This is a genomic window from Bradyrhizobium sp. Kon37, assembly GCF_055807535.1.
Genome location: NZ_JBVVOY010000007.1, coordinates 1 through 21860, shown reverse-complemented (window position 1 = coordinate 21860; position 21860 = coordinate 1). Strand labels below are relative to the sequence as shown.

At 64.6% G+C, this 21860-nt stretch carries 22 protein-coding genes; 9 read left to right on the top strand and 13 right to left on the bottom strand.

The features are described 5' to 3' along the window. Positions 1-96: 96 nt before the first annotated feature. From AC0L3J_RS16245 to fliL, 5 genes are all read right to left on the bottom strand, one after another. Complete coding sequence (locus AC0L3J_RS16245) at positions 97-3879, bottom strand: tetratricopeptide repeat protein (RefSeq protein WP_473347665.1); 3783 nt, start codon at positions 3877-3879, stop codon at positions 97-99. A gap of 102 nt (positions 3880-3981) precedes the next feature. Continuing rightward, complete coding sequence (locus AC0L3J_RS16240) at positions 3982-4740, bottom strand: MotE family protein (protein WP_247362564.1); 759 nt, start codon at positions 4738-4740, stop codon at positions 3982-3984. Between the two features lie 9 nt (positions 4741-4749). Beyond that, a complete protein-coding gene (locus tag AC0L3J_RS16235; RefSeq protein WP_473347664.1) occupies positions 4750-5196 on the bottom strand; it encodes a DUF6468 domain-containing protein in 447 nt (148 codons plus the stop codon). Further along, on the bottom strand, positions 5193-6395 hold the full coding sequence (gene fliM / locus AC0L3J_RS16230; protein ID WP_027567600.1) for a flagellar motor switch protein FliM: 1203 nt from the start codon (positions 6393-6395) through the stop codon (positions 5193-5195). The genes AC0L3J_RS16235 and fliM overlap by 4 nt, the downstream gene beginning before the upstream one ends. Before the next feature lie 19 nt (positions 6396-6414). Beyond that, entirely contained in the window at positions 6415-6915 is a 501-nt protein-coding gene (gene fliL, locus AC0L3J_RS16225; RefSeq protein WP_247287339.1) for a flagellar basal body-associated protein FliL, read from the bottom strand. Between the two features lie 379 nt (positions 6916-7294). On the opposite strand from fliL, the gene flgF reads away from it, so the two are divergent. The 4 genes from flgF to flgH are packed head-to-tail and all read left to right on the top strand — an operon-like array spanning position 7295 to position 10782. Beyond that, positions 7295-8056, top strand: coding sequence for a flagellar basal-body rod protein FlgF (flgF, locus tag AC0L3J_RS16220; RefSeq protein WP_456769149.1), 762 nt, complete (start codon positions 7295-7297; stop codon positions 8054-8056). 16 nt (positions 8057-8072) lie between these two features. Continuing rightward, positions 8073-8861 carry a flagellar basal-body rod protein FlgG gene (flgG, locus tag AC0L3J_RS16215; protein WP_007602131.1) on the top strand — a complete coding sequence of 263 codons (789 nt, stop codon included), beginning with the start codon at positions 8073-8075 and terminating at the stop codon, positions 8859-8861. A gap of 10 nt (positions 8862-8871) precedes the next feature. Next, a complete protein-coding gene (gene flgA, locus AC0L3J_RS16210; RefSeq protein ID WP_473347663.1) occupies positions 8872-10011 on the top strand; it encodes a flagellar basal body P-ring formation chaperone FlgA in 1140 nt (379 codons plus the stop codon). A gap of 3 nt (positions 10012-10014) precedes the next feature. Next, entirely contained in the window at positions 10015-10782 is a 768-nt protein-coding gene (gene flgH, locus AC0L3J_RS16205) for a flagellar basal body L-ring protein FlgH (RefSeq protein ID WP_027567596.1), read from the top strand. A gap of 255 nt (positions 10783-11037) precedes the next feature. Here flgH and AC0L3J_RS16200 read toward each other — a convergent pair whose 3' ends face one another. The 3 genes from AC0L3J_RS16200 to AC0L3J_RS16190 form a co-directional block, all read right to left on the bottom strand. Next, on the bottom strand, positions 11038-11817 hold the full coding sequence (locus tag AC0L3J_RS16200; protein WP_473347662.1) for a 2-keto-4-pentenoate hydratase: 780 nt from the start codon (positions 11815-11817) through the stop codon (positions 11038-11040). 518 nt (positions 11818-12335) lie between these two features. Beyond that, positions 12336-12701, bottom strand: coding sequence for an RNA polymerase-binding protein DksA (gene dksA, locus AC0L3J_RS16195; protein ID WP_008554760.1), 366 nt, complete (start codon positions 12699-12701; stop codon positions 12336-12338). A 216-nt stretch (positions 12702-12917) separates the two neighbouring features. Beyond that, positions 12918-13529 (bottom strand): NAD(P)-dependent oxidoreductase, encoded by a 612-nt coding sequence (locus AC0L3J_RS16190; protein ID WP_473347661.1) that lies wholly within the window; start codon positions 13527-13529, stop codon positions 12918-12920. Between the two features lie 149 nt (positions 13530-13678). Between AC0L3J_RS16190 and AC0L3J_RS16185 the strand changes: the two genes are divergently transcribed. Then, positions 13679-14050, top strand: coding sequence for a winged helix-turn-helix transcriptional regulator (locus AC0L3J_RS16185; RefSeq protein ID WP_275169997.1), 372 nt, complete (start codon positions 13679-13681; stop codon positions 14048-14050). Between the two features lie 4 nt (positions 14051-14054). Here AC0L3J_RS16185 and AC0L3J_RS16180 read toward each other — a convergent pair whose 3' ends face one another. Further along, positions 14055-14468, bottom strand: coding sequence for a flagellar assembly protein FliX (locus AC0L3J_RS16180; protein ID WP_473347660.1), 414 nt, complete (start codon positions 14466-14468; stop codon positions 14055-14057). A 270-nt stretch (positions 14469-14738) separates the two neighbouring features. On the opposite strand from AC0L3J_RS16180, the gene AC0L3J_RS16175 reads away from it, so the two are divergent. From AC0L3J_RS16175 to AC0L3J_RS16160, 4 genes are all read left to right on the top strand, one after another. After that, on the top strand, positions 14739-15863 hold the full coding sequence (locus AC0L3J_RS16175; protein WP_007602120.1) for a flagellar basal body P-ring protein FlgI: 1125 nt from the start codon (positions 14739-14741) through the stop codon (positions 15861-15863). After that, positions 15863-16228: a flagellar assembly peptidoglycan hydrolase FlgJ gene (flgJ, locus tag AC0L3J_RS16170; protein ID WP_063995718.1), complete on the top strand. Its 366-nt coding sequence runs from the start codon at positions 15863-15865 to the stop codon at positions 16226-16228. The genes AC0L3J_RS16175 and flgJ overlap by 1 nt, the downstream gene beginning before the upstream one ends. Positions 16229-16239: 11 nt before the next feature. Beyond that, positions 16240-16737: a hypothetical protein gene (locus AC0L3J_RS16165; RefSeq protein WP_027518929.1), complete on the top strand. Its 498-nt coding sequence runs from the start codon at positions 16240-16242 to the stop codon at positions 16735-16737. A gap of 159 nt (positions 16738-16896) precedes the next feature. Next, positions 16897-17256, top strand: coding sequence for a hypothetical protein (locus AC0L3J_RS16160; RefSeq protein WP_247406883.1), 360 nt, complete (start codon positions 16897-16899; stop codon positions 17254-17256). 3 nt (positions 17257-17259) lie between these two features. Here AC0L3J_RS16160 and AC0L3J_RS16155 read toward each other — a convergent pair whose 3' ends face one another. From AC0L3J_RS16155 to AC0L3J_RS16140, 4 genes are all read right to left on the bottom strand, one after another. Beyond that, positions 17260-17403 carry a hypothetical protein gene (locus AC0L3J_RS16155; RefSeq protein ID WP_473347659.1) on the bottom strand — a complete coding sequence of 48 codons (144 nt, stop codon included), beginning with the start codon at positions 17401-17403 and terminating at the stop codon, positions 17260-17262. Then, entirely contained in the window at positions 17400-17768 is a 369-nt protein-coding gene (gene flaF / locus AC0L3J_RS16150; protein ID WP_007612319.1) for a flagellar biosynthesis regulator FlaF, read from the bottom strand. The genes AC0L3J_RS16155 and flaF overlap by 4 nt, the downstream gene beginning before the upstream one ends. A 290-nt stretch (positions 17769-18058) precedes the next feature. Beyond that, positions 18059-20347 (bottom strand): DUF1522 domain-containing protein, encoded by a 2289-nt coding sequence (locus AC0L3J_RS16145; protein ID WP_473347658.1) that lies wholly within the window; start codon positions 20345-20347, stop codon positions 18059-18061. A 215-nt stretch (positions 20348-20562) separates the two neighbouring features. Next, positions 20563-21860: DUF1522 domain-containing protein (locus AC0L3J_RS16140; RefSeq protein ID WP_473347657.1), on the bottom strand; the 1298-nt coding region annotated here is incomplete at its 5' end.

The following is a 21860-nucleotide window of genomic DNA, read 5'->3' as shown; positions in this document are numbered from 1 at the left end:
GTACGCGCTCCTGGGCGATCGTCTTCGGCCCCTGCCCGTCACTTCGAGGAGCTTGCTCACGGACACCTCTCGCGAGGCCCAGAAGGAGCAGCGATCCTACCGCGTCATCTTGATCTGCCGCACGACGGGAATCGTGGGCAGCGAGCCGGTGTGATCAGATTCGTCCTTGGCCTGCGGCGAGGCCGGCGCGCGGGCGGTGGCATCGGGGAAGCGCTGCTTCATCTCGCGCAGGAAGCCATCGAGCGTGTCGACGCTGGCAGCCAGCTTGGCGATATCGGCAAATTCGGCGCTGGAGGCGCCGGTCGGTTTGCTCGCGATGTCGAACGCGAGCCGATCGGCGCTCTCGCTCATCAGGGGCGCATATTTCTCGCGGAAGCGCGACATGCCGATCGAGTCGTCGGCGAGCGCATAACCGACGGCCGCGCGGATGATGTCGCTTTTCTCCACCGCGTTGAGCGGCTTGAAGTCGCGGAAACGCTCGCCGTAATAAAGCTCGATCTGCTCGGCCGATTCACGCCAGCGCCGCGCCGCCCAGAAGATGTCCGAGCGTAGCCGCAGCACCTCGCGTCCTGTAACGTTGGAGACGATGTCGAGCGCGAGATCGTGGCGGCCGACGTCGCTTTGCGCACGCGCCTCCAGCAGCAACCGTTGCTGCCTGAGTTCGCCCGAGAGGTCGCTGATACGGCTCGCGCGCAACGCCGTGATCGCCATGTCGGGTCTGCGGTTGGCGAGATAGATCATGGACAGGCGTGCGGCGACTTGTGCACGCGCCGCGCCTTCAAGGCGGTGGTCCACCTGGTATTGCAGGAGCTCGGCGGCCTGGTCGAGCAGATCGATCGAGGCGAGACGGTCGGAGAGGCGTCGGATCAGTTCGTCGCCGCGGCGGCCGATCGGCGTCAGCTCGCGGAACTCGTAGAACATCCCCAGCGCTTCGATCGGCGGCAGCTCGTCGCCCTTGGGCCCCAAGAAGATCTGCGTGAATAGGTCGGAGGCGAGGTCCTGCGCCTGGCGCGAGGCTTCCGCGTTCGGCTGCAGCTTTGTCGCGGTACGCGCCGCGGTGAGCGCGTCCCGGTAGCGCCCGTTCTCGGCAAACATCTGCGACAGCATCTGGAGCGTCTTGACCTCGATCGAGTCGCCGCGCCAGGTCATCGAGAGCGTTTCGAGCTCGCGCAGCGCGTCTTCCTTGCCGATCTCGTCGCGCTTCTGCCGCAGCGCGACCTCAAGCTGCTTGGCCTCTGCCGCAGCCGGCCGGTCCGACGAGCCGACCGCGAACTTGTAGTCATCGAGCGCGTCCTTGTCGTGGCCGAGCGCCTCGGCGAGCCGGCCGCGCAGCACGGCAAAGCCGGGCGCGGCGTCGGGCGAGACGCCGACCACCTCGAGCTCGCTGCGGCGCTTGGAGGCGCCGGCATAGTCCTTCACCTCGAGCGAAGCGCGCATCGCCTCCATCGTCACGATGCGCTGGATGTCGAGCGGCAGCGAGGCGATGGCGAACTCGACGTTCTTGAACTTCTCGCGCGCATCCGCCCATTTGCCCTGGCGCGCATAGGCGAGCGCTTTCCAGAGCTGTGAATCGTGGCTGTTGCCGATCACGGGGTTGGCGAGGTCCTTCAGGCCCTGCGCCGGCCGGCCGATCAGGATGCTCGCGATCGCATGCATGATCAGCGCACCGCTCTCCTCCTTGTTGAGAGGATCGGCCAGCATCAATTCGGTGACGGCCTTGGCCTCATGATACATCGCGCGCGACATGTAGAATTGCGCGAGGTCGAGCCGCGGCAGCGAACGCATCGCCGGTTCGACGTTGGAGATCGCCGTGATCAGCTCGTTCTGGCGCGCTATGAAATTTTCCGACTGGCCCTTGCGCCAGCCTTCGGGGCTGAAGACCGGCCGCACCGCGGTCGGCGCGCGCTCGGCCGAGATGTCGACCGGCGACAGGGTCAGCCCACCCTTCTTGCCGAGGATGACCTTGTCGGCCCCGACTTCGACGCCGACCTCGTCGGAATTCGGCCGGATCGCGATGCCATGCGCGGATTCCAGCAGCGCGAGATCGACGAGGTCCTGCCGCTTGATGAAACCGCGCACCGGCCGCTGTGCGGTGATGACATAGAGCGTGTCGCCGGCATCGGGATCGGTGAGCTTGTGCAGGAGCCCCGGATTGGCGAAGGGGATCGCGATGTTGGCAAGCGCCGGGTCGGTGATGTTGCGCGAGATCATCAGCGGCAGCGGCGTCGCCTGGATCTTGTCGGCGAGGGTCAAGAGCCAGTTGGTCTGCTTGCCGACCTCCTCGCTCGTCAGCGAATAGACCAGCGGCCGGGTGAGACGGATGCGCACCGCCTGTCCCTTCTCGAGCGGGACGCGGCCGACTTCCCCGATCATCGCACCGCCCCTGGTGCGGATCGCCTCGACGTCGATCGGCTTCGCCGTATCGAACACCAGCCAGACGGTATCGCCACGGCGGAACGCCGCCGCAGGCGTTGCGACCTGAAGCGGGAAGGTCACGCGCAGGCCGTCGCTGTCGCGGCGCACATCGACACTGGCACCACTCGGCTGCGGAGCTGCGGGCGCCTCTGCTGGAGCAGCCTTGACGGCCTCCCTGGCCGGCTCCTTGACGGGTTCCTTGACGGGTTCCTTGACGGGTTCCTTGGCAGCTTCCTTCACGACCTCTTGAGGCGCGTCGGCCATGACCGGCTTGGCGGGCGCGACCGCAGTTTCTGCAACTGGCGCGACAGTCTTTGCAACTTCTTTGACCGCTTCCTTGGGCGCTTGCGCAGCGTGCGCGGCTTCGGACGCAGGAGCCGGCAGCGATTTCGGCGCTTCAGCGGGCGGCATGGCGAAGGGTACTTCCGGCTTCACCTCGGGCTTGACGTCGATCCTGGCTTCGCGCGCGATCGTCTCGGATGTCGGCGGCGCGATCTCGCGATGCGCGTCCTTCGGCTTCTCGACCACCGGCTTTTCGGGCGTAGGCGCCGGTCCATGAGCGGCGGGCTTGGCCTGCGCGATCGCCGCCTCGGCCGAATTGGCCATCTTGCCCTTGTCCGGCTGGAAGGAGATGTCGACGACGTAGTTCTTCTCGTCGCGGAAGGAATGCACGTCGGAATCGCCGATCAGCGCGATCTCGACGCTGGTCTGGTCGATGTCGGCCTTCTGCCTGATCGACGCGACGTTCGGCGGCGCTGCGACGACCGCGTCCGCCAGATCGAAATTGAGGTTGGCGTTGAAGGCGAGCGTGAGCTTTTGCTCGTTGAGCACGGAGGACACACCGACGCCGTCGGGCATCTCGAACACGAAGCGGACGAAGGTCGGCTGCACCGAGGCGCGCACGCGGATCTGCGGACGCTTCTTGCTCTCCGCCGCGGCGCGCTGGGCGCGCAGCGCGCGTTCGGCGACGCGCGCACGCTCGGCGAGTTCCTTGACCACGTCCATCGGCAGGCTCGGCGGTGGCCCCTTCCAACCTTCCGGCAAGAGGTCGATGAAGGTTCGTTCGCCGGCATTCATGGTGTTGACGGTGACGCGCCGCGCCAGCGACAGCCGGATGGCGCCGCCGTCGGGATCGCGGCGGGCGGAGTTGACGTAGTCGGGCGCGCCTTCCGGGACGCGGTCGACGGGCACGTCGACCGCCCGGTCGAAGCGGATGACGAGAATGGAGCCGGCCGTCGTCACCTCGGAGGGGACGTCCTCCCCGAGCTTGATCACGAGACGGGCAAAGCCGCCGCTCGCCGAGAAAGTCGCCTCGCCCCGGACAGCATCGGCCGCCCCGGCAGGCGCCGTGAAGCCGATCAGCAGGCCGGCTGCCAGCAGCGGCGCCGCGCGGACATGACGCGACAGCCTCCGCGCCAGGGCGCGGGCTCGCGACACAAATCCAGCGGCAGCCTCTCGCGCCATTGGCGGCATTACTTCCGGTTCGACGGTCCACGCCGGCATTGGTGCCGGCCCCTGCCCCAGACTGTAGATTTTGGCAATTAAGGACTTCTTAAGTATGAGCCCTCAATTCGGCTTTTGCGTCGGCTTGCCGTCGATCTTGGGCAGCTCGCCGGCCGAGGCGGACTGATCGCCGCCGCCATTGGCTCGCCGGGCCATCTCGACCGTCAGCCGCTCGGCGGCCTCGGGGGACATCAGTCCCATGATGTCCGACATTTTTCGCGGCGCGATCTGCGAGGCGATCTCGATCAGCACGCCCATCTCGAGCCGGTCAAAGACTCGCGCGGCGTCCTTGGGCTTCATGCCCTCATACATGGTCACGAGGCCCTTCATGCGCTGGGCTTCGGCGGCCTTCTGCTCGGCCTGCGTCGCGGAGATACGGGTTTCTACCGCCTTCATCTCCTCGACCTTGTTTTCGATGCGCTTCTCGGCGGATTTCAACAGGCTCTCGCGGATGTCGATCTCGCGCTGGCGGGCCTCGATCTCCTGGCGGCGCGACTGCAGGCGTTCCAGGATCGCGCGCTCCGAGGCGGAGATCTGCGGCTGGGCTTCCTCCTTGACCGCCGCGCCTTCGGACTTGGTGTCGGGTGCGGCCGGCTTCGGCGCCTCCTTCGGCGCGCCATGGGTCGAGCCGGTGATATCGGGATCTTCGCGGCTGGCCGGGAAGTTCAGATTCTCCTGCGCCCAGGACTTCTTGGTCGGGCTCGGCTTGTAGTCGAAGACATAGCCGCCATTGATCACAAGACCCGTGACCTTCAGCGTGGCGAGGCCAGCGACGGCAACCAGCACGATCGGAATGACGCGGATGTTGCGAAAAGACTTCATACCCTGACTTTATGCGGCAAGACCGTTGGATCGTCGGCGTTGGGAGAAGGCTTCGGCCGCAGCCGCCACCGCCTTCGCCGACGAGGGCTTGGCTGCGGGCGCGGCGACCATTTCCGGGTTAGTGACGGGGCGCGCGGCGATCGCGATCTTGGACAGCCGCCGCACCACGTTGTCGGCTTCGCCGAGCTGCTTGTAGAGCTGCTCGGACATCTGGGTCGCCGACGCGAGCTGGCTGCCGAGGTTCTCGTTGACGTCTCGCACGGCGAGCTTCAGTCCGCCGATCGCGCGCTCGGCGATCTCGGTTGCGGTGATCAGCTCGCCGATGACCGCCTTCAGCGAATGCTCGTCCGCCTTCAGCCGCGTCAGTCGCTTGTTCAGCGTGACGCAGTAGACGATGGTCAGCATCAGCAGGATAGCCACCAGCGTCTCGATCGCCATTCCTAGGGAGTGGTTCATGGGGCCTCCATCATCTTGTTCTGCTCGTCGACCTTTTCGAACATCGCAAGTGTCGTACTTGGCTTGCGCAAGGGTTTCGTCACCCGTATCGCGACGCGGTCGCCGACCCGGCCCATGCGTCCTTCGGTGATGGTGACGTCGCCACAGCGAACGGTGACGTTGGCATCCGCGCGCATGTCCAGCGGCAGCGTGTCGCCGACCTTCAGCCGCATCAGCTGCTTGAGCGGAATGTCGGCTTCGTAGAGCACGGCGTCGACGGAGATCTCGGCCTGGACGATCTCGGTGGCGAAATGACCTTCCCAGATCTGGTCGCGGCCGAACTTTTCACCCATGAACATCTGGAGCAGGACGCCCCGGATCGGCTCGATGGTCGCGTAAGGCAGCAGGAGCTCGATGTTGCCGCCACGATCTTCCATGTCGATGCGCAGGCGCACTAGGATCGCGGCGTTGGCAGGACGGCTGATCGCGGCGAAACGCGGGTTGGTCTCGAGCCGGTCGATGGTGAAGGTCACCGGCGACAGCGGCCTGAACGCCTGTTCGGCATCGGCCATGACGACCTCGACCAGCCGCTTGACCAACTCTGTCTCGATCGTGGTGTAGGGCCGGCCCTCGATGCGCAGCTGGCTCGAGCCGCGGCGACCGCCGAGCAGCACGTCGATCATCGAGTAGATCAGGCTGGAATCGACCACGGCCATGCCGAAATTGTCCCACTCTTCGGCCTTGAAGACGGTGAGGACGGCGGGCAGCGGGATCGAGTTCATGTAGTCGCCGAAGCGCACCGACGTGATGCGGTCGAGCGAGACTTCGACGTTGTCGGAGGTGAAATTGCGCAAGGAGGTCGTCAGCAACCGCACCAGGCGGTCGAAGACGATTTCGAGCATCGGCAGACGCTCGTAGGAGACCATTGCCGAATCGATGATGGCGCGAATGCCGGAATGGTCGTCGAGCGTGACGTCGCCGACCGCGAAGCCGAGGAGGTTGTCGATCTCCTCCTGCGACAGCACCCGTTCGCCGGAATTCTTGCCGGCGCCAAGATCGCGGCTGCCATCCTCGACCATGGCGGCCCATTGCAGGGCCATGGTCTCCGATAGTTCGTTTTCGGCAGCAGCCTTCGCGGCCTCGGCGGGATCCTCGGAATCGAGCGAGGCCTCCCATTGGGCGGCAATTGCATCCTGGTCTGGTTGGTCGGTGCCTGCCATGATCCCTAGCCCGTCATGCTCACTGGATCACGACTTCCTTGAACAGCACCGCGCTGACCTGGACCGGCGCGACCGCGGCGTTGACGCGCTTGGTCAGCTCTTCCTTGAGGCGGAAGATGCCGGCGGAACCGTTGAGGTCGGAGGAGCGCAGCTCGCGCGCATAGGTCTGGAAGATGTCGGTGATGCGCGGCATCGTCGGCTTGATCGCCTCGACCTGCTTCTCTTCCTTCAGCTCCAGCACGATCTTGAGCTTCAGATATTGCACGCGCTCGCCCGGCGCGCCGGCGAGGTTGACCATGATATCGGGAACCTCGACGAAGGACGGCGGCTTCGGCGGAGGCGCCGCCTCGGCGTGATGCTCGTCGTCGCCGTGACGGAAAAAGAAGAACCAGGTCGCGGCGCCGCCGCCGAGAACGGCGAGCAGGCCTACCGCCATGATCATCAGCTTGAACTTGTTCTTGGGCGGAGCGGCTTGCGCGCCCTCAGCGGCTGCGCCGCCTTCCGCTTCATTCTCTGCCATGATCGCCGCGCTCGCTCATCTCTCAAAGGGGTCGAAAGAGCGAAGCTCCTGGCAGACAGTGACGCGATACAAATGCCCCAGCGCAGTGCTCCTCTTACGCCCAAACGCTACGGTAATAATGGTTAACGGAACCTTTCGATTGGGCCTTCGCTAGGAAAAATCTGCCGGGCAAACATGGCTAACAGACCCTTTCTGCCGCCTCCCCGCGTCCTCGAAAAATAGACAAGTTTTTGAAATTACAATCTTTTCCGGCTTGGCACGAGTTTCGCTGAGAAAGGATCGAGACCCAGGGTTTGGGAGAACCCGAGGTCTCGTTCACGGGATCGGCCAATGCGCTTGGGAGAGCGAGCTGGCGGATCTCACTCAGGGGAGATTTCCGATGCAGAACGCGCTTCTGATCGGCTTGTCACGACAGATGACGTTGGAACGGCAGATGGATGTCATCGCCAACAACGTCGCCAACGCCAACACCAACGGCTTCAAGGCCGACCATTCGTTGTTCGAGGAGTACCTCAACTCGAACGCGCGTGAGGACAATTTCGTCGGCTCCGACCGCCGGGTCTCCTATGTGCAGGACCGCGGCACCTTCCGCGACGTCGGCCAGGGGCCGATGGAGCCGACCAAGAATCCGCTCGACATGGCGATCAGCGGCAACGCCTATTTCGCCGTGCAGGCCAATGGCGCCGAGCGCTACACCCGCGACGGCAAATTCTCGCTCAACAGCACCGGCCAGCTCGTCACCTCCGACGGCAACCTCGTGCTGGGCACCAGCGGCCCGATCACCTTCCAGCCGACCGACCACGACATCAACGTCGCGCCGGACGGCACCGTCACGGTGCTCGAGGGCACGGCCAAGAACGACTCGATCCGCGGCAAGATCCGCATGGCCTCGTTCGACGATCCGGCCAAGCTGACCAAGCTCGGCGCCAACCTTTACAACATCGGCTCCGCGGTCCCGCAGACCGACACCAAGTCGACCGTGCAGCAAGGCTATGTCGAGAAGTCGAACGTGAACTCGGTCGGCGAGATGAGCCGCATGGTCGAGGTCATGCGCAGCTACACCGCCATGGCCACCCTGCTCCAGCAGCAGAGTGACATGCACAAATCGGCGATCGAGAAGCTCGCCGACGTTCCGGCCTGATTGAGGGAGAACTGACATGCAGGCGCTTCACACCGCAGCAACCGGAATGGCGGCACAGGAACTCAACGTTCAGGTGATCTCCAACAACATCGCGAACCTGCGCACCACCGGCTTCAAGAAGCAGACCGCGGCGTTCCAGGACCTGATCTACGAACACGTCCGCCGGGTCGGCGCCCAGTCGTCCGACCAGGGCACCATCCTGCCGGTCGGCGTCGACATCGGCGGCGGCGTCAAGACCGTCGGCACCCCGCGCAGCATGACCCAGGGCACGCTGTCGCAGACCGGCAACGACCTCGACATGGCCATCACGGGCGAAGGCTTCTTCAAGATCCTTATGCCCGACGGCAGCTACCAGTACACCCGTGACGGCACCTTCCAGATGGACAATCAGGGGCGCATCGTCACCGCGCAGGGCAACCCGGTGCAGCCGACGATCACGATCCCGAACAACGCCTCGGGCCTCACCATCAACGTGCAGGGCCAGGTCTCGGTGACGCTGCCGGGTTCGTCGACCTCGGCCGTCCAGGGCCAGATCGGCCTGACCCGATTCATCAACAAGGCCGGCCTCCAGCCGGTCGGCAACAATCAGTTTACCGAGACGCCCTCCTCCGGCCCGCCGCAGGACGGTACCGCGAGCTCCGAAGGTTTCGGCAACATCACCCAGAGCAGCCTCGAGCAGGCCAATGTCGACGTCGTCTCGGAAATGAGCGACCTGATCGCCGCCCAGCGCGCCTACGAGATGAACGCCAAGGTGATCAGCGCCGCCGACCAGATGATGCAGTCGACCACGGCGCTGTTCCGCTGAGGTGATGACGATGATCCGCACCGCCCTCGCCACCATCTCCGCTCTCCTCGTGCTGGCGCTGCCCGCACGGGCCGCCGACGATTTCATCGCGACGCCGACGCTGCGCGCGAGCATCACCGTGACCTCGGACGTGGTGCGGGTCGGCGATCTCATCGACAATGCCGGCTCGGCCGCGCTGATCCCGGTCTACCGCTCGCCCGATCTCGGCACCACCGGTGCGCTGCCGGTCGCGCAAGTGCTGGCGGTGTTGCGCGCAAAGCAGGTGATCGGCGTGATGACCGGCGACCTCAAGGAGGTCCAGGTCACCCGTCTCGCCCGCACGCTCGTGAACAAGGACCTCGAAACCGCGGTCGCCGCGGCGCTCGAGCGCCGCTTCGGACTTGGCGACGCCGCCAACATCACCGTCACGTTCGACCGCGGCATCGCCGACATGCGGTTGGATGCCTCCAACACCGGCGTGCTGCAGCCAGTCGCAACCCGCTACGACGCCCGCAGCGGCCGTTTCGACATCGCCTTCGAGATCAACAACGACAGCAATCCGGCGCCGACCAAGCTGCGTTTCACCGGCACCGCGATCGAGACGGTGGAAGTGGCCGTGCTGACGCGCGACATCGATCGTGTCGATCTCCTGAAGGCCTCCGACGTCGCCCTGGAGCGCCGACCAAAGGCCGAGGTCACGGGTGAGGCCGCCTCGCGCGATCGCACGCTCGGCATGCAGCTCCGCCGGCCGATGCGGGCGGGGACGCCGATCCGCGTCGCCGACATCGTCAAGCCCGACTTCGTGCAGCGCGACCAGAACGTCACCGTCATCTATCAGGTCCCCGGAATCTATCTCACCACGCGCGGCAAGGCGATCGAGAGCGGCGCCGAGGGCGACACCATCAGCGTGCTCAACCTGCAGACCAAGCGCACGCTGAGCGGCGTCGTCACCGGCCGCGGCCAGGTGACGGTCCAGGGCGCCAGCCAGGCCGCGCCGATGCCGGCCGCGGTCGAGCAGACCTCCTCGCTCAAGCGTGACGAGGCGCCCGCCCCCGTCGATACCGCAGCCCTCGTCCGGAACCTGGTCCAGACCCCGGCATCCCCGGCCCAGATCGCGCAAGCCCAGATCCCACAAGTTCGCGTCTCGCAAGCTCCAGCCAAGTCAGAGTAAGTCATGTCCAGGTTCAGTTCGGCTTTTCGTCCCCGTCGCATCGCGATCTCTGCCCTGCTGCTGGCGACTTGCGCGCTGGCGAGCGGCTGCTCCTCGATCGACCGTTTGTCGCAGATCGGCGAGCAGCCGAAATTGTCGGCGATCGACAATCCGACGACGCAGCCAGGCTACAAGCCGGTGCAGATGCCGATGCCGAAGCCGGAAGTCGCCTCCTACAATCCGAACTCGCTGTGGCGCAACGGCAGCCGCGCCTTCTTCAAGGACCAGCGCGCCCATCAGGTCGGCGATCTCCTGACGGTGGCCGTGAACATCACCGACAAGGCCAATATCGAAAACGACACCCAGCGCAGCCGCACCAACAAGGAGGATTCCGGGATCACCGACTTCATCGGCGCCAAGACATTGGGCGCCCAAGCGCAGAAGGTGTTGCCCGGCCGCATCCTCACCGCCGACTCGACCGCGTCCAGCGAGGGCAAAGGAAGCGTGGACCGCAAGGAAGCGTTGCAGACCAACGTCGCGGCCGTCGTCACCCAGGTCCTGCCCAACGGCAACCTCGTGGTCGAAGGCAAGCAGGAGATCCGCGTCAACTACGAAATCCGCGAGCTCATCGTCGCCGGCATCGTCCGTCCCGAAGACATCCAGAGCGACAACACCATCGATTCCACCAAGATCGCGCAGGCCCGCATCGCCTACGGCGGCCGCGGCCAGATCATGGACGTGCAGCAACCGCGCTACGGCCAGCAAGTCATGGACGTGCTGCTGCCCTTCTAGCCTTCTCCCGAGCTCCCACATCGTGTTCGCGAACCTAGGCGCGGACGACGATGTACAACGCGGCCCTCGCTAGCTCCCCTGGCGAGGGCCGCATGTATTTTGGCGATGGTGCCGCTGCGTACAGCCGGCCAGGTGCACGATCGTAGCGACGCCGCGGCCCCAACCTCCGTCATTGCGAGCGCAGCGAAACAATCCAGAGCCTCTCCGCGGAGGGACTCTGGATTGCTTCGCTTCGCACGCAATGGCGCGGAGAGATCACGTAAACTCCGCCTCCACGATCCCCAGCCCGTCCAGCTCCATCCGCACCTTGTCGCCGGCTTTCAGCCACAGCGTCTTCACCAGGCTCCCGGTGAGAACGAGCTGGCCCGCGTGCAGACCCTTGCCCTCGGCGGCGAGATGGTTGGCGAGCCAGGCGAGTGCGTTGTGGGGATGGCCGAGCACGTCGGCGCCAGTGCCGTGGCTGACCTCTTCGCCGTTGACGATGGCGCGGCCTTTGACCGCCTTCAGGTCCGGCACCGACGAGCGCGGCACGACCTCGCCCAGCACGCAGCCGGCTGCGAAGAAATCGTCGGCGATCAGCGTCGGCGCGCCCATTGTTTCCCACTTCACATAGCGGTCGTCGACGATTTCGATCGCGGGATGATAGGCCTCGACGGCTTCGCCGACCCATTCGGCCGTGAACGGCGCCTCGCCGGCGGCAAGATTGCGCTTCAGCCGCACCGCGATCTCGCATTCGACGCCGACGCGGACATAGTCGGCAGCCGCGAGCCGCACGCCGCTGTCGTGCACGCCCTTCTGGAACACGCCGCCGCCGCAAGGGTGTGGAATGCCGATGTAATCCTGCATCACCTGGCTGGTGCAGCCGATCTTGTAACCGACCAGCGGGCCGGCATGCGGCAGCAGCAGATCGTGCAGCGCCCGCTGGACCTGATAGCCCTCGGCTTCATCGGCCGGAGGAACTTCGAGCGCCGCGAGCGGCGCATGGTTGCGGCGCGCCAGCGCGATCGCCTTTGCGGCTGCGAGAATTGTGTCCATCGGCGCCCGCTCCTACACACCACAATCGAGGGCGGTACTTCAGCATCCCCGCCCGGGCGTGACAAGCGCGGGGCCGCGCGGCCGCACGTCATTGCCAGCCCGAGCTGGAATGAGCTGCGGACGCTGATCGGCCACATCACGGCAAGCCTCATCGGCTGCGCCGGCGTTTAAGGAAATATTGAGCTGGTCCGGGCTTTATGGGGATGCGCACCTTGCAGCGTCGCACCAGGCCTGATTGCAGCAATGCCTGAAGCTGCTGGACCAGTGCCTCAGCATTCGAGTCGATGTCCTTGATGCGACTCGCAAAACCTCCCGCACCTGAAGTGAAGGCTGTTTCTCATCCGAACTCACGTGAGCTCGGAGGAGTTGAGTCTAGCCCATTGATCGCGATTCACTTTTCGCGATTGCGCCCGCGCGCCGAACGCGCGGTTGCAAGCGACAGGCAAAATGCTGATCACGACGCGAAAAGGCGCGCCTTGCGTTCAAAAACAAAGAGCCGCATCGCTGCGGCTCGGACTCTATTCGTCGCGATAGACCTTCTCGCGTTTCTCGTGGCGCTCCTGCGCCTCCACCGAGAGCGTCGCGATGGGACGGGCCTCGAGCCGCTTCAACGAGATCGGCTCGCCGGTGTCCTCGCAATAGCCATAGGTGTTGTCCTCGATACGCTGGAGCGCGGCGTCGATCTTGGCGATCAACTTGCGCTGGCGGTCGCGGGCACGGAGTTCGATGGCGCGGTCGGTTTCGGACGATGCCCGATCGGCGAGATCGGGGTGGTTCACGTTCTCCTCCTGCAGCGCTTGCAGGGTGAGCTTGGACTCTTTGAGGATCTCATCCTTCCAGGCGAGGAGCTTCAAGCGGAAGTACTCCTTCTGCCTGTCGTTCATGAAAGGCTCTTTTTCGGTCGGTCGGTAGTTTTTCAACTTTTCCAAGGGCGGCCTATCTGTCTAAGCAACGACTCGTACGCGGAACGGGGTCCGCTGAGCGGGGCGTTATATAGCGGCCTCCTGTGACAGACAATCTTTCCCTGATCGCCCGACCGGCGCCCCCAAGCCCTTGCACAGGAAAGGTTTATCCTGAAGGGCCCGGGAGCGGCCGTAGACCTAGTAGCCGACCGTGAAACGTTGCCTCTCATGGGCCGGCCGCTCGATCTCGTCGGCGAGCGCGATGGCGTAATCCGCGAAGGTGATCCAGCTTTTGCCGTTCGCATCTGCGAGAAGCTGATCGCTGCCAAGCCGGAACTTGCCGGTGCGCTCCCCCTCGATGAACAGGGCCGACGGCGAGATGAAGGTCCAGTTCAGCTCCTTTTCCTGCCGCAGCAGGTCGAGAAAGGCCGAACCCGCCTCCGCCTCGGCCTTGTACTGAGCCGGAAAACCGGGAGTTGTCACCAGTTTGACGCCCGGAGCCACCTCCAGGCTGCCGGCTCCGCCGACGACGAAGTAACGACCGACCTTCGAGTCCTTGGCCGCGCCGATCAGCTTGAGCGCGTCGCTGGCCAGGAAGTGCACGGAACTCACGGCGACGTCGTGCCCGGCCCACAGCTTGGCAAGGCCTGGCTGGTCGAGCACGTCTCCCTTGGTGGGGGTGACGTTCGGCAGGGCCGCGATCTTCTCGGGGTTGCGGGCGATGGCCGTAACCGTGTGGCCGCGATGGGACAGTTCTTTGGTGATCTCCGACCCGGCCCGGCCCGAGGCGCCGGCAACTGCGATTTTCATGGAAGGCTCCTTTGCTTCTGTAGTAACCAATGGTGACTAGATATCGCAAAGAGCGCTGGTGTTAAGAGAGCACTTTGTGCTTACCTGATTACACAGGGGTAACCGGCGGCGGCCGGCAAATGAGCGGAATGGATCGTGAGGACCCGACGATGAAGCCAGACGTCTATGCAGCGAACTGCCCCACGCGACAGATCCTCGACCGCGTCGGTGACAAATGGGCGGTGCTGATCCTGCTGCTCCTGCGCGAGGAGCCGATGCGCTTCAATCAGTTGCGCCGGACGATCGAAGGCATTTCGCAGAAGATGTTGAGCCAGGTTCTCAAGTCGCTCGAGCGCGACGGATTGCTCAAGCGTCACGCCATCGCAACCGTGCCGGTGACCGTGGAATACTCGATCACGCAACTCGGCGTGACGCTCGCTGCAGCCGTCGATCCCCTGCGCGATTGGGCCGAGCAGAATCTGAAAGACGTGCTCGCCGCCCAGCGCCGCTACGACGCGCAGTTGAAGGATGAAGCGGCGTAAGGCGCTATGCCTGCCCGGCCTTGGCGAGCTCGACCTCGACGCGCAGCTCGATCTCGGACAGCACCGAATCCAGGCCGGGGTCGCCGGAGGACGATTTCAGGTTCGCCGCAGCGTCACGCAGCCGCATCACGGTCGAGGCGTCGAGCTTGCCAGAGAGAAGTCCCATCTTGAGATCGTCGAGCACGTCGAGCGCGGTCTTTCCGCGCACGACCGAGCGCTTGCGACGCTCGACGGGATCCTCCTCGATGCCTTGCAGCGCGAGCAGCCCGTCAATGTTGGCGGCCGCCTTCGGTGCGGCGGCGCCCCGCGTCTCCGGCGCCGACGAGGCGTCGGGCAACACGAAGGTGCCGGAGCTCGTCCGCCTGGCCTGGCTGGCCGGCGTTCCAAGCGTGGTGCCGTTCGGTCCGTAGATGCGCATCGGAAGCAATCCGGGTGATCGATGCGGCACATTCGCCGTTTTATGGTTAACGGCCCGTAAACAGCCCGGCAAAATCTGCCGACGGGCGGCAGTTTCGCTCCTCAGCGACAACACCGGCTGAGGTCGCTCGAAACAGATTTATTCAACCTATTCAGCGACCTACCCCCGCTGCCCCGAGTTGGCACAGCGCTCGCAAGGACAGCGTCGGACCAGCTCGTCATGGGAGTGTCGTGATGGTCCTTTGATTTGAGGAGCCTCGGGGAGCAGAGGATGCCAAGCGTTCGTTGGGTGAGACTTGTGGGGGTGGCCTGCGCCGCGCTGTCAGCGCTGGTGCTCTCGGTCAATTCTGCAAGCGCGACATCGCGCATCAAGGATCTCGCCAACATCGAAGGCGTGCGGCAGAACCAGCTCATCGGCTACGGCCTCGTCGTCGGCCTCAACGGCACCGGCGACACCCTCAACAACATCCCCTTCACCAAGCAGTCGCTGCAAGCGATGCTCGAGCGCATGGGCGTCAACATCCGGGGCGCCACCATCCGCACCGGCAACGTCGCCGCCGTGATGGTGACGGGCAATCTGCCGGCCTTCGCCACCCAGGGCACGCGCATGGACGTCACCGTCTCCGCGCTCGGCGACGCCAAGAATCTCCAGGGCGGCACCCTGCTCGTCACCCCACTCCTCGGCGCCGACGGCAACGTCTACTCGGTCGCACAGGGCTCGCTCGCGATCTCTGGGTTCCAAGCCGAGGGCGAGGCGGCGAAAATCGTGCGTGGCGTGCCGACCGTCGGACGCATTGTCAACGGTGCCATCATCGAGCGCGAGATCGAGTTCGCGCTCAATCGCCTGCCGAACGTCCGCCTTGCGCTGCGCAATGCCGACTTCACCACGGCCAAGCGGATCGCCGCCGCGATCAACGACTATCTCGGCGTCAAGACCGCCGAGCCGATCGACCCATCGACCGTGCAGCTTGCGATCCCGCCGGAGTTCAAGGGCAACGTCGTCGCCTTTCTCACCGAGATCGAGCAGCTCCAGGTCGATCCGGATCTCGCCGCCAAGATCATCATCGACGAACGCAGCGGCATCATCGTGATGGGCCGCGACGTCCGCGTCGCCACCGTTGCGGTCGCACAGGGCAACCTCACCGTCACGATCTCCGAGAGCCCGCAGGTCAGCCAGCCCAACCCGCTGTCCCGGGGCCGGACCGTGGTCGCGCCGCGCAGCAGCGTCAGCGTCACCGAGGACGGCAAGAAGTTCGCCGTCGTCAAGGACGGCGTCTCGCTTCAGCAGCTCGTCGACGGCCTCAACGGTCTCGGCATCGGCCCGCGCGATCTCATCAGCATCCTGCAGGCGATCAAGGCCGCCGGTGCGATCGAAGCCGACATCGAGGTGATGTGATGCAGACCGGCATGGTCAACACCGCACGGGTCGCCAGCTCCGCCTTCTCGGTGGAGAGCCGCAACGGCCGGCCGGACTTCGATCTCGCGGCGGCACTGCAAAAGGTCTCGCCGAAGCAGCAGGCCAAGGCGCAGAAGATCGCCACCGACTTCGAGGCGATGTTCCTCAACAGCATGTTCTCGCAGATGACCTCGGGCCTGAAGGGCGAAGGCCCGTTCGGCGACACGCCTGGCACCGGCGTATGGCGCTCGATGCTGACCGAGCAATATTCCAAGAATTTCGCCAACGCCGGCGGCGTCGGCATCGCCACCGACGTCTATCGCACCCTGATCATGCAGCAGGCAAAAACGATCCGCACGGCATAAGGTCAAACGAGATGAACCACTTCAACGCCTCGCGTCAGCCGGTGCAAGCGCAGCGCCCGAACACCGCACCCGGCAGCGCCGAGGCGCGCAAGATCGCCGAGCAGTTGATGGATGCGATGAGTGCGTTGCTCGGCCTGATCGAGCGCGAGACCGAGCTGGTACGTGCCGGCCAGGTCCGCGAGGCGATGACCCTCGAGAGCAAGAAGCAGGAGCTGTCGCGAAACTATGTCGGCGCCGTCACCCAGTTGAAGGCGAACCAGGCCCAGCTCGCCAAATCCGCGCCCGAGCTGCTCTCGACGCTGCATCGGCACCATGATGCATTCCGCGCGATGCTCCAGGTCAATCTCACCGTGCTCGCAACCGCTCACGCCGTCTCGGAGAGCGTCGTGCGCGGCGTCAACGCCGAGATCCAGAAGCGCAACGTGCCGAACACCTACACGGCCGCGGGACGCCGCGCCACGCCGGGCCCACGCCACATCACGCCGCTCGCGGTCAGCCGCTCGCTCTGAGCGCGCGCAATAACAAACGACAATTTTACGAAAAGCCGCGCGGCAACATCGGCGCGCGGTTAGGCACGTTTCCTTACCGGGTGTTCAATCCTGGTGTTCCATGGTTGCGTATTGAGAGGGGTTGGGATTTGACTCACGTGAGGCAACCAGGAGGCTGCCATGAGTACAGATTTCAGCATCAGGCCGGTGGGGATACCGGTCGCCGTGCAAATCGTAACGACGTCCAATGCGGCGGCGAACGAGGCCGTGCAAACCGATCTGCCCGTGAGCCAGACAGTGGCCGCTGGCGAGGCGAGCGCGCCTGCACGCAATGATTTGCGAAGCAACGAGAACGTCTCACGCCAGGTCGTGTTCGACCAGGCGGCGGCGTCCTTCGTCTTCCAGGTCGTCAACGACAGGACCGACGCGGTGGTCAACCAGTTCCCCGACGAAGCAATGCTGCGCCGGCGGGCCTATTTCCATGCGCAGGATTTGAAATCCGAGCCCTCGCGTCCGGCCAGCACGGACCGCAGCGCCTGATAATCAGGCGTCGAGCCTCGCAACGGCAACATCGAGATCGCTCGAACCGGTCGCGGGACCGGTGACGACGTTCGTGATCTGCGTCTTGCCGTTATCCGTCAGCATGAATTTGGTGTTGCCGAAGCGGAACGAGCCGTGCTCGATCACGGACGGCCGGACAGACCAGCGGCGATATTGCGGTTGATCTCGATCAGCGGACGGAAATGATCGAACTGCGGGCTCATCTGCAGCGCGGCGGTCTGGCTCAGCACGAACACGCTGATGTTGGCGATCTTCTGCCGGACGTCGATCGGCTGCGGATTGTTCTCGCGCATGGCCTCGCTCAGGAAAATCGTCCAGAGCTTGCGATTGAACATCAGGGCCTGCGTGGTCTGCTCGCTGAACGGCTCGGCGCTGTTGATCGCATCCTGAAGCTTGTTCGCGGCCTTGAGCAGGGTCTGCGCTTCGATGTCGCGAGGAGATGCGGTGGTCGTTGCAACACGCGCGTAGGCCGAGGCAGCGGAATTCGACATCAATCACACCCTGGAGGTTACCTAGCGCGTTGAACGCGCTTAAGGAATTCTTTCCTGACCCTAGGCAGCACCGCTTAAGATTTGCTTACATGTGTGCTTGGAAGCACTCCGGATTATTACGGGCCTCGGAGTTCCTCGTCATCGTGAAGCTAGACGCGCATGTGCACGCTGTAAACACGTCACGCGTGGTGCGCGTCGATCTCAGCTAATCCTGCCTTAGCGATCTCCGTAAAATGAACGGCGGAGCGTTAGCCCCGCCGCGAAATCGATGAGTGATTTGCGCCGCGAAATTAGCGGAGCAGCTGCAACACGCTCTGTTGCGACTGGTTGGCCAGCGACAGCGCGGACACCGCGATCGACTGGCGGGTCGACAGCGCCTGGCTGTTCGCCGCTTCCTCGTTGGTGTCGGCCAGCGTCAGGTTGGCCGAGCCGGTCTGCAGAACGTTGATCAGGTTCTTGGAGAAGTCCTGACGCACCTGCACGATCGACAGATTCGAACCGAGCGAAGACCCCTCGGAGCGCAACGTGCTCGAGGCGGCATTCAGGCTGGCCAGCACCTTGTTGGTGGCACCGTTGTCGATGAAGTCCGTGCCCGGAACGAGATTGCTGAGACCGAGGCCGGCCGCGTTGAACACCACGCCGTTGATGCCGAGCGTCGAGCTGCCGTTCTCGTTGAAGACCAGCTTCAGCGTGTCGCCGTTGAGCAGGTTGACGCCATTGAAGGACGAGTCCTGCGAGGTCGTGTCGATCTGCGCCAGGATGTTGTTGAACTGGCTGACCAGACCGGAGCGCGCGGTCTGCGCGACGGGATCCTGAATCGGGGGCTGCGCGGTGGTAAAGGCCAGCACGCCGGTGAGCGTACCGCCGACCGTACCGCCGGCGGTACTCGAGCCGAGGGTCGAGGATGCGTACTCGTTGACGGTGGTGACCGTCAGCACGCCGTTGGCGTCGATCGTCGCCGTCAGGTGGTTGGCCTGAAGCTGCACATTGAGCTGGTCGAGCGTCTTGACGGTGCCATTGGTGCCGTCGCCGAAGGTGACGCTGACCGGCGTGCCGCCGTTGAAGGAGGTGAAGGTCAGCGTCTTGCCGGCGACGCCACCAACACCGGAGTTGCGCGCCGCGGCGAATGCGGTCGCCGTTCCCGTATTGCCGCTGAGACCGAACGCGTTGAGCGCATTGCCGGTGCCGGTGATCGACAGGTCGGCGTTGATGCCGGTGGAGAGCGCAAGCTGGCCGCTGCTATTGACCGACGAGGGGATCTGGCCCGCGGTGGTCGACAGCGTCGCCGAGCCGTTGAAGATGCTGGCGGTCTTGACGCCGGTGGCAAGGTCGATCGAGTTGAGCAGATCGGAGAGCGTTGCGCTCTGGAGGTAGACGGTCGAATTGCCGTTGCCGTCGGTGACGATGTTGCCGTTGACGCCGCCGGAGGTCACGCTCAACGCCGACTGGGGCGACTGGGCGTTCTTGAAAGTGATGGTGTGGCCGTCGATGTTCAGCGTCGAGCCGTCCTGAACGAGCGAACCGAGCGAGCCCGCGGTGGTCGATCGGTCCGCGGTCACGCTCGCATTGCCCGCGCCAGTCGCCGCGGTCAGACCGAGCTTGTTGAGGAAGTCGGCCTTGCCGGTCACGCTCAGATCGGCGCCGGTCGAGCTCTTCAGCGTGACTTGGCCGCCCGTGACGGACGATGCCACCTGCAGCGTACCGATCGGACCGCTCGAGCCGCTGACCGTAATGGTTGCCGCGCCTGCACTGATTGCCGCGGTCTTGACGCCGCTGGCGAGGTCGATCGCGCTGAGGACGTCGTTGATAGTTGCGCCGGGCGCAGCCGGCGTTCCCTCGTAGACGATCGAATTGCCGTTACCGTCGGTGGCGATGTGCCCGCTGGGGTTGAGGCCCCAGCCGGTCGGCTGCGTCGTCGGGGCAATACCGGTGCGGAAGGTGATGGTCTTGCCGTTGACCGTGATGGTGTCGCCATCCGCGGGCGGCGCGCCGAAGGTGGTGGATGTCGTGGTGCCGACCAGCGTGGTGGTACCGGAGAGTGCAGTCGTACCGTCGGCCGCGGTCGCGGCGAACCCGACATTCGTGCCCGCGTTCGAGCCCAGCGAGGCGCCGAGCGCGGCGGTTCCCGTGACCGGGGTCACGCCACCGGCTGCGCCGGTATAGAGCACGTTGCTCTTGGCGGTCGCGCTCGCATAAGAGGTCGTGCCGCGCAGGTCGGCGGGCGTCGCACCGGGAATCGTGGTGGAGACGTTCGATTTCGTAGAATAGCCGACCGTGGTCTGGAGCGCCTGGTTGGCGATCGACTTGGCGCTGTCGATCAGCTTCTGCAGCGAGGTGATGCCGGTGTTCGCGGCCTGGAGCACCTGCACACCGTTGTTGATGCCATCCAGCAGGTTGCCGATGTCGCTCGCCCGGTTGTCCAACCCCTGGGCCGTGAAGAAGTTGGTGGGATTGTCGAGCGCTGTGTTGACCTTCTTACCGGTCGACAGCCGCTCCTGCGTCGTGGCCAGCAAGTCGGCCGTCGACTGCAGCGACAACAGGTTCTGGCGAACGGACGCCGAGAGAACGATGTTGGACATTGGCGAGTCTTCCTCTTGAACCGGGTACGAATCGGCCGCGCGGTCTTGAAAGCGGGCTTTTGTCCAGTCTTAGAGGCTGTCCTTTAAAGTATGGTTAACGCCGGTTTAAGGGATAGGGTTAATGCGCGGTGAACGTCCCTGCCCGCCTCCGGACGCAAAAAAGCGGCGGGGCAAATGACCCCGCCGCTCTTATTTTATTTAGCGATACCAGATGCTTAGCGGAGCAGCTGGAGCACGCTCTGCTGCGAAGTGTTGGCCAGCGACAGCGCGGAGACCGCGATCGACTGGCGGGTCGACAGCGCCTGGCTGTTGGCCGCCTCGACGTTGGTATCGGACAGCGTCAGGTTGGACGAACCGGTCTGCAGCACGTTGATCAGGTTCTTGTTGAAGTCCTGACGCACCTGCACCACCGAGAGGTTCGAACCGAGCGCCGAGGCTTCCGAGCGCAGCGTGCTCGACGCGGCGTTCAGGTTGGTCAGCACGCGGTTGGACGCGGCGTTGTCGATGAAGTCGACACCGACGGTCAAGGCAGCGAGGCCCAGACCCTTGGAGTTGTAGGTCACGCCGGTGATGTTGAGGCTCGACTTGCCGGTCTCGTCGAACACCAGCTTGAGCTGATCACCGTTCAGCAAATTGACGCCATTGAACGAGGAGTCCTGCGAGGTCGTGTCGATCTGGTTCAGGATGTTGTTGTACTGAGACACCAGGTTCGCACGGGCCGTCTGTGCAACCGCATCCTGGATGGGGTTGGATGCCGTCGAGAACGTCAGTGCAGACGTGAGCGTACCGCCGATCGCGCCGCCGGCGGTCGTCGAACCGAGCGTCGAGGACGCATAGTCGTTGGATGCGGTGATGGTCAGCAAGCCGTTCGCATCGATCGTTGCGGACAGGTTGTTGGCCAAAAGTTGCGTATTGAGCTGGTCGAGCGTCTTGACCGTGCCGTTGGTACCGTCGCCGAAGGTGACGTTGACCGCCGTGCCGCCGTTGAAGGCGGAGAAGGTCAAAGTCTTGCCGCTGAGGCCGCCGACGCCCGAGGTGCGCGCCGCGGTGAACGCCGTCGCATTGCCGGTGTTACCACCGAGGCCGAGAACGTTGAGCACGTTGCCGGTGCCGGTGATCGACAGATCGGCATTGACGCCGGTCGAGAGCTTGAGCTGACCGGAGGTATTGATCGTCGAATTCGACTGGCCGGTGGCGGTCGTAAGCGTTGCAACGCCGCTGGCGTTGATCGAGACCGTCTGCACGCCGGTGGCAAGGTCGATCGCCTTCAGCACGTCGGCAACCGTGCCGGACTGCAGATAGACCGTCGAGTTACCGTTGCCGTCGGTGAGGACGTTGCCGCTGACGCCGAAGCCGCTCGGGATCGCCGGAGCGTTGCTCGAACCCGGCACCGGCGCGTTCTTGAAGGTGATGACGTGGCCGTCGACGTTCAGCGACGAGCCGTCCGCGATCGATGCCGACAGCGAAGCCGAGCTGGTCGTGCGGGTCGCGGTCACCGTGGCATTGCCGCCAC